We start from the raw sequence: 6098 nt of genomic DNA, 5'->3' as shown, positions 1-6098 counted from the left end.
ACCGGCGCCACCGCCGCCAAACCCGGCGAACTGTGCCTTGGCCGGCACGCTCGTCATCGAAAACAGCAGCAGCACGGCGGCTGCCTGGCAGATCACCTTGTCCGCACCTCGCATGGTCAGCTCCTCATGGCTTGCTCACATGCGGCCATGGTTAGGGCGGGCGTGGGGAGGGCTCTGTGAAAAAAATCACAGAGCGGGCAATTAGCCTGGCGGAAACGCCTTGTGCATGGCAACGACGGCTTCCTTGGTCTGCCCCTCGACATAAGCGGCCAGCTCGTTCGGCAACATGTCGATGGTCCAGAGCAGCCGGCATTTGGCCTCGCCCTCGGCGATCACCTGCACCGACGCGCTGTAATGCTTCAGCCGCTCGTTGTTGATGGCATAGACCAGCCGCATGCGCGCATCGTTGCAATCGACCAGCGTTTCGCGCGCCACCGCGCCATTGGCAAAGGTGACGATGCGCGCATCGCCATCGAGCTCGCATTTGGTGACGAAGCCCGGCGCCAGCCGCGTCGGCAAGGCACCGAAATCGCGCACCGCATCCCACACGTCGTGCGCGGGAGCATTGAGAGGAACGTCGTTGTGGATTGAGGCCATGGGGCCCACCTCTTGCATTGAATTGGTAGGGTGGGCAAAGCGAAGCGTGCCCACCAGTTCTCTTTCGGCAGAAGCGGTGGGCACGTCGCTACGCTCCCTTGCCCACCCTACGAAGCCGGCTACGTGCAGACCGCCTCGACATTGTTGCCGTCGGGATCGATCAAGAACGCCGCATAATAAGTCGGGCTGTAATCCTTGCGCGGTCCGGCGCCGCCATTGTCACTGCCGCCGTTCTTCAAGCCCTCGCCGTGAAAGGTCTTTACCGCGTCATGGTCCTTGGCGCGGAACGCGATATGCGCGCCGTCGGCTTTCCGTCCCTTGTTGAGATGCAGCCAGAGCGCGGGCTCGCCCTTCGGGCCGAAGCCGGCATAGCCGTCGCCGCTGGAGCAGAGCACGAAGCCGAGCGGCGCGAGCACCGCGGTGTAGAAGCGCGTGCTGACGTCGAGATCGGCAACGCGGATTCCGATGTGGTCGTACATGATCGTCTCCATTTGCAAATCGCGCCTGATGGCGCGAGCCGGAGACGAAGCTACTCAGTTGCAGGCAAGCTGCTCTTGGAGAATCTTGCGCTCGCCTTTCGCGGCCTGGCGGAATTTCGTCGGCGAGACGCCGGCCGCGCGATGGAAGGTGCGGACGAAATTGGAGAGATCGCCAAAACCGACGTCATAAGCGATGTCGGTGACCGCGATGTCATCATCTGTCAGCAGGCGCGCCGCATGGCGCAGCCGCGAGCGCACGAGATATTGATGCGGGGTGACGCCGAGCACGCCGGAGAACAGCCGCAGGAAATGGAACGGGCTCAAGCCCGCCCGCCGCGCGGCCTCCTCGAGGTCCATCTCCCGGCTCGAATTCTCGTCGATCCAGAGTGCCGCCTCCACCGCCCGGCGGCGGTCGCGCGCCGTCGGCGAAACCTGGTCGCGCGCCTTGCCCGAGACCACCTCGGCAAACCGGCTGGCAAAGATCTGGCCGATCTCATCTAGGCCCAGGTCGCTGTTGCCATCTGCCGCCGTCTGGGCCAGCTCGCCCAACACCATCAGTTCCGGCAGCGGCGGCGTCGCCACGACCTGCCAGGTTTCGCGGCGGCCGCCGAGCGCATCGACGAGGTCTTCGCCGAGGAAGAACGACAGGCACTCGTCGCCGGCCACATGCTCATGGGTGCAGGTGTATTCGTCGCCGGGATAGCCGACCAGCACGGACCCCGCCACCAGCTCGAAGAATTTTCCGCGGCATTGGCAGCCAAAGCTCCCCGAGCGGACATAGGCGATCGAATGGCCGTCGCGCTGTTCAGCGAACGGTGCATCGTCAGGTCCCGCATCGCAGCGAAACCGCGACACCGTCATCGAGGGCGTCGTCAGCAGGGTGGTCGCTTCCATGCACCTTTATCTAGGTGGACGGCCTGGCCGGGGCAACGGGCAGCAGCACCTCGAACAGCGTCTTGCTGGCGACGGGATGGGCGCCCTCGATCGAGAGCAGCCGCCGCTTCGAGATCACCCCGCCATAGGCCGAGATCCGGTCGGCATAATTGCCGGCCTCCAGCACCCGGTGGCAGGGCACGATGATCATGTACGGGTTTTTGGCGATCGCCTGCGCCACCGAATGCGACGCGCCGGAGGCGCCGAGTTGCCTGGCGATCTCGTTATAGGTCCGGGTCTCGCCGCGCGGGATCGCGCGCGTCAGCTCGTAGACGCGGCGGTTGAAGGCATGCACGTCGCTGACATCGAGGCCGACATGGGTGAAATCGGCATGATCGCCATGCAGCAGCGCCACGATGCCGTCGATCGCAAGCTCGGTGTTATCCGGCGGCTGCTGCTCGCGAGCCTCGGGATGGGCCTGATAGATCCGCCGGCGGGTGTCGATCTCCCGCGCCTCCGGCAATTGCACGGCCACCACCCCGGCATTGCTCCAGACAATGCCGCAGCGGCCTATCGCCGTGTCGAATATGGAATACGCACGCCCCACCATGTGCACGCCCCGCTCTTGTGCACTTCGTCCCCCGACGCCACCGATCATAACACCGCCACAATCCGGCGCACCCAAAATCTTGCCAGGAAGTTAAGATGCGTGACGCCTGTGGCGCCAAAGCGCTTGGCGGGCGACGCCGTCTCGGCTAATCAGGGCGGGCGTGATTGCCGCGCTCTCGCGGGCGTAGTTCAATGGTAGAACGGCAGCTTCCCAAGCTGCATACGAGGGTTCGATTCCCTTCGCCCGCTCCATCCATTCGCGTGCGCCACAGGAGGCATATGATGGCGGCAAGCTACAGCTATTCCGTCATTCTCGAGCCGCAGGAAGGCGGTGGCTTTACCGTGCTCGTGCCGGCGCTGCCCGAGGTTGTGACGGAAGGCGACACCGAGCAGGAAGCGCTCGCCAATGCCGAGGAGGCAATTCGCGCAGTCCTCGAATATCGGCGGGACCAGGGAATGGCTCCCCCGTCCGATGCTCATCCCGAAATTCGTCACGTGACGGTGGCCGCTTGATATGGGTGGTGGACGGCTGCCGGTCGTCAGCGGCAAGCGTGTCATCCAAGCGCTCGTGAGAGCGGGTTTCATCGTCGATCGCACCGTCGGGAGTCACCATGTTCTTGCTTACCCCGGTGACCCGACGCGAACGGTGACGGTTCCAGTTCATGCCGGACGAGACCTGAAACCCGGTACTCTGCGTTCGATTATCCGGCAGGCCGGCCTGACCGTGGAGGAGTTCACCGAACTTCTGTGACATTCGCTATGCTGCCGCAGCCTGCGATGGTCGATGCCACTAACCCGGCAAGCTCCGCAAAAACTCCACCAGTGCCGCATTCACTTCGTTCGGCCGCTCCTGCTGCGTCCAGTGTCCGCAGCCCGGCAGCATCCTGATCTCGCGCAGTTGCGGCACCCACTCCTTCATGTTGGCGAGGTGCTCGGGGGCGCCGGGGAAGGCGACGACCATGTCGAGGTCGCCGGCCATGAACAGCGTGGGCACGATCACCTTCACGCCTTCGAAGGCGCCCATCAGCTCCCAGTTGCGGTCGATATTGCGGTAGTAGTTGAGCGGTCCGCGAAAACCGCTGCGGGCGAACTCGGCCGCGTAGAAATCGAGGTCGGCGGCGCTGAGCCATGACGGCAGCGGAACCGGCACCTTGGGCAGCAAGCCGTCCTTGCGCGAGACCATGCCGACGCCCCTGGGCGGCGCTCCGCTCGCCGCCGCCATGGCGCGAATGGCGGTGACCCCTTCGCCGGAGCCGCCGAACAGCATCGCGGCCAGTGTCTTGCGCGTATCAGCCTCGAACTCCGCTTCGGCAACGCCCGGCTCCTGGAAGTACAGTTGATAGAACTGCGCATCCGCGGTCTGCGGCATCACGCTGGTCGGGCGCGCCGGGCTGCGCGGGCGATAGGGCACGCTGAGAATGGCGGCGGCGCGAAAGCGATCGGGGCGCAGCCGCGCGGCGTGCCAGGCGATCCCCGCGCCCCAGTCATGGCCGACGATGACGGCGTTCTTCGCCTCGAACGCATCGAGCAGGCCTACGAGATCGCCGACCATGTGGAAGATCGTGTACTGGTCGATCGCCTCGGGCTTGTCGCTCTTGCCGTAGCCGCGCATGTCGGGCGCGACTGCGTGGTAGCCGGCATCCGCGAGTGCCTGAAGCTGATGGCGCCAGGAGTACCAGCTCTCGGGAAAGCCGTGGCACAGCAGCACCATTGGCCCCTGACCTTGCTCGGCGACGTTGAGGCTGATGCCGTTGGCCTTGATCGTCCGCTGCGTCGGTCCGCCCATCGTCGCCTCCCGGTCATTGTTTGACGCATCCTAATCGGGCGCTGCGCAACGAGCAAAGATTCCAATATATTAGACCCTCGCTTCCGGCATTGGCGTCCCGCCAGTCCTAAGCTCGCGCGAGAAGGTCATTGACCAGCCCATGGACCAGCAAAAGCTCGACAAGGCGATCGGTCGCCGCCTGAAGACGTTGAGGATGAATGCGGGCATGACGTTGAACGAGCTCGCCGCACGCTCCGGTGTCAGCCGCGCCATGATCTCGCGGGTCGAGAGCGCGCAGAGCAGCGCCACCGCGGCGCTGCTCAACAGGCTCTGCGCCGCGCTCGACGTCTCCTTGAGCGATGTCGTGGCCTTGGCCGAAAAGCCGCCGGAGCGGCTGGTGCGGCTCGCCGACCAGCCGCAATGGCGCGACCCCGAGAGCGGCTATGTCCGGCGCCATGCCTCGCCGACCGGCGCGGCCTCGGGCATCGAGGTCATCGTCGTCGACCTGCCGGCAGGCGCCCGGGTGTCCTACAGCCCCTGGGGCCGCAATGCCTTCACCCAGCAGCTCCTGATGCTGGAGGGCGCGATCTCGGTGCATATCGACGCAAAGACCCAGCGCCTGCGCGACGGCGACTGCCTCGACTTCGACGTCATGCGCTCGGTGATCTTCGAGAACGAGAGCAAGCAGCCCGCGCGCTACGTCATCGTGGTCAGGCGCGGCACAGCCTATGGGAAAGAATGATGCCGCTGATCGTTCGCGATGCCACGATCGAAGACGCCGCGGATATTCTGGCGATCTATAATCACGCCGCGCTCAACACCACGGCGGTGTGGACCGACGGGCCATCGGATCTCAAGTCGCGGCGCGACTGGATCGCCGCGCGACAGCAGGCCGGCTTCCCGGTGCTGGTCGCGATGAACGGCGCGCATGTGGTGGGCTTTGCGTCCTTCGGCGATTTCCGGCCCTGGCCCGGCTATCGCCATACGGTGGAAAATTCCGTCTATGTCGACGCGCGCCATCACCGGCTCGGCATCGGCAAGAGCCTCGTCGCCGCGCTGATCGAGCGCGCCGACGTCATGAACAAGCATGTGATGATCGCGGGCATTGAATCGGCCAACACCGCCTCGATCGCGCTGCATGCCTCGCTCGGCTTTGCCGAGGTCGCCAGAATGCCGGAGGTCGGCTGCAAGTTCGGCCGCTGGCTCGACCTCGTGCTGATGCAAAAGCAACTCGCCGGCGACGTCAGGCCGTGAGCACGAGGGCACAATGAAGATCACTGTCGGCGACACCTACGACCCCCGCGTGATCGCGCTGCTCGACCATCACGTGACGACGGCGCGCGCGCAGACCGAGCCCGGCAGCGCGCATGCGCTCGACCTCACCGGGCTTCGGGCGGCGAATGTCGCGTTCTGGACCGGCTGGGATGGCGATACGCTGGTCGCGGTCGGCGCGCTGAAGGTGCTGTCGCCCGATCATGGCGAGGTGAAGTCGATGCACACGCTGGAAGCCGCGCGACGGCGCGGCTTTGCCGGAAAAATGCTCCGCCACATCATCGATCAGGCCCGCGCCCGCAACATGACGCGGCTGAGCCTCGAGACCGGCTCATGGGATTATTTCAAGCCCGCCGTCGCGCTCTATCAGGCGCACGGCTTTGTCTTCTGCGACCCCTTCGAGGGCTATGTCGCGGACCGCAACAGCCTGTTTCTGACACTGGCGCTGTAGCGGCGCGCGGTGCCGCTTCGCCTCTCCCCGCGGGCGGGGAGAGGCGAAGCGG

10 protein-coding genes and 1 tRNA gene are annotated in these 6098 nt (G+C 65.3%); 6 read left to right on the top strand and 5 right to left on the bottom strand.

The features are described from left to right. Nucleotides 1–201: 201 nt before the first annotated feature. From C2U70_RS31605 to C2U70_RS31590, 4 genes are all read right to left on the bottom strand, one after another. Nucleotides 202–597, bottom strand: coding sequence for an SRPBCC family protein (locus tag C2U70_RS31605; RefSeq protein ID WP_140982545.1), 396 nt, complete (start codon nt 595–597; stop codon nt 202–204). 119 nt (nt 598–716) lie between these two features. Beyond that, entirely contained in the window at nt 717–1076 is a 360-nt protein-coding gene (locus tag C2U70_RS31600; protein ID WP_186294588.1) for a VOC family protein, read from the bottom strand. A 54-nt stretch (nt 1077–1130) separates the two neighbouring features. Continuing rightward, nucleotides 1131–1970 (bottom strand): helix-turn-helix domain-containing protein, encoded by an 840-nt coding sequence (locus C2U70_RS31595; RefSeq protein ID WP_140982543.1) that lies wholly within the window; start codon nt 1968–1970, stop codon nt 1131–1133. A 10-nt stretch (nt 1971–1980) separates the two neighbouring features. Continuing rightward, the gene (locus C2U70_RS31590) at nt 1981–2559 is read right to left on the bottom strand and encodes a methylated-DNA--[protein]-cysteine S-methyltransferase (protein ID WP_140982542.1); all 579 of its coding nucleotides are present in this window, start codon (nt 2557–2559) and stop codon (nt 1981–1983) included. Between the two features lie 177 nt (nt 2560–2736). Here C2U70_RS31590 and C2U70_RS31585 point away from each other — a divergent pair. The 3 genes from C2U70_RS31585 (at nt 2737) to C2U70_RS31575 (ending at nt 3309) form a co-directional block, all read left to right on the top strand. Beyond that, nucleotides 2737–2810 (top strand) — tRNA-Gly (locus C2U70_RS31585). Nucleotides 2811–2840: 30 nt separating this feature from the next. Then, entirely contained in the window at nt 2841–3071 is a 231-nt protein-coding gene (locus C2U70_RS31580; protein WP_186294587.1) for a type II toxin-antitoxin system HicB family antitoxin, read from the top strand. 1 nt (nt 3072) lies between these two features. Beyond that, a complete protein-coding gene (locus C2U70_RS31575; protein ID WP_140982540.1) occupies nt 3073–3309 on the top strand; it encodes a type II toxin-antitoxin system HicA family toxin in 237 nt (78 codons plus the stop codon). A gap of 39 nt (nt 3310–3348) precedes the next feature. Here C2U70_RS31575 and C2U70_RS31570 read toward each other — a convergent pair whose 3' ends face one another. After that, nucleotides 3349–4344: an alpha/beta fold hydrolase gene (locus tag C2U70_RS31570; RefSeq protein ID WP_140982539.1), complete on the bottom strand. Its 996-nt coding sequence runs from the start codon at nt 4342–4344 to the stop codon at nt 3349–3351. A 139-nt stretch (nt 4345–4483) separates the two neighbouring features. On the opposite strand from C2U70_RS31570, the gene C2U70_RS31565 reads away from it, so the two are divergent. From C2U70_RS31565 to C2U70_RS31555, 3 genes are read left to right on the top strand one after another with little or no spacing between them, the layout of a single operon-like run. Next, a complete protein-coding gene (locus tag C2U70_RS31565; RefSeq protein ID WP_140982538.1) occupies nt 4484–5065 on the top strand; it encodes a helix-turn-helix domain-containing protein in 582 nt (193 codons plus the stop codon). Beyond that, the gene (locus C2U70_RS31560; RefSeq protein WP_186294586.1) at nt 5065–5577 is read left to right on the top strand and encodes a GNAT family N-acetyltransferase; all 513 of its coding nucleotides are present in this window, start codon (nt 5065–5067) and stop codon (nt 5575–5577) included. The genes C2U70_RS31565 and C2U70_RS31560 overlap by 1 nt, the downstream gene beginning before the upstream one ends. 13 nt (nt 5578–5590) lie before the next feature. Next, on the top strand, nt 5591–6046 hold the full coding sequence (locus tag C2U70_RS31555; RefSeq protein WP_140982536.1) for a GNAT family N-acetyltransferase: 456 nt from the start codon (nt 5591–5593) through the stop codon (nt 6044–6046). Nucleotides 6047–6098 lie beyond the last annotated feature (52 nt).

The sequence above is a fragment of the Bradyrhizobium guangdongense genome, from assembly GCF_006483445.1.
In the GTDB taxonomy this organism is placed as follows: Bacteria; Pseudomonadota; Alphaproteobacteria; order Rhizobiales; family Xanthobacteraceae; genus Bradyrhizobium; species Bradyrhizobium guangdongense_A.
The sequence above is the reverse complement of the archived record's forward strand: the minus strand, read 5'-3'. Positions and strand labels throughout refer to the sequence as shown.

What these genes read in the sequence shown, in the direction of transcription:
- C2U70_RS31605 (WP_140982545.1), bottom strand. Translation starts at nt 597, where the DNA reads ATGGCCTCAATCCACAACGACGTTCCTCTCAATGCTCCCGCGCACGAC.
- C2U70_RS31600 (WP_186294588.1), bottom strand. Translation starts at nt 1,076, where the DNA reads ATGTACGACCACATCGGAATCCGCGTTGCCGATCTCGACGTCAGCACG.
- C2U70_RS31595 (WP_140982543.1), bottom strand. Translation starts at nt 1,970, where the DNA reads ATGGAAGCGACCACCCTGCTGACGACGCCCTCGATGACGGTGTCGCGG.
- C2U70_RS31590 (WP_140982542.1), bottom strand. Translation starts at nt 2,559, where the DNA reads ATGGTGGGGCGTGCGTATTCCATATTCGACACGGCGATAGGCCGCTGC.
- C2U70_RS31580 (WP_186294587.1), top strand. Translation starts at nt 2,841, where the DNA reads ATGGCGGCAAGCTACAGCTATTCCGTCATTCTCGAGCCGCAGGAAGGC.
- C2U70_RS31575 (WP_140982540.1), top strand. Translation starts at nt 3,073, where the DNA reads ATGGGTGGTGGACGGCTGCCGGTCGTCAGCGGCAAGCGTGTCATCCAA.
- C2U70_RS31570 (WP_140982539.1), bottom strand. Translation starts at nt 4,344, where the DNA reads ATGGGCGGACCGACGCAGCGGACGATCAAGGCCAACGGCATCAGCCTC.
- C2U70_RS31565 (WP_140982538.1), top strand. Translation starts at nt 4,484, where the DNA reads ATGGACCAGCAAAAGCTCGACAAGGCGATCGGTCGCCGCCTGAAGACG.
- C2U70_RS31560 (WP_186294586.1), top strand. Translation starts at nt 5,065, where the DNA reads ATGCCGCTGATCGTTCGCGATGCCACGATCGAAGACGCCGCGGATATT.
- C2U70_RS31555 (WP_140982536.1), top strand. Translation starts at nt 5,591, where the DNA reads ATGAAGATCACTGTCGGCGACACCTACGACCCCCGCGTGATCGCGCTG.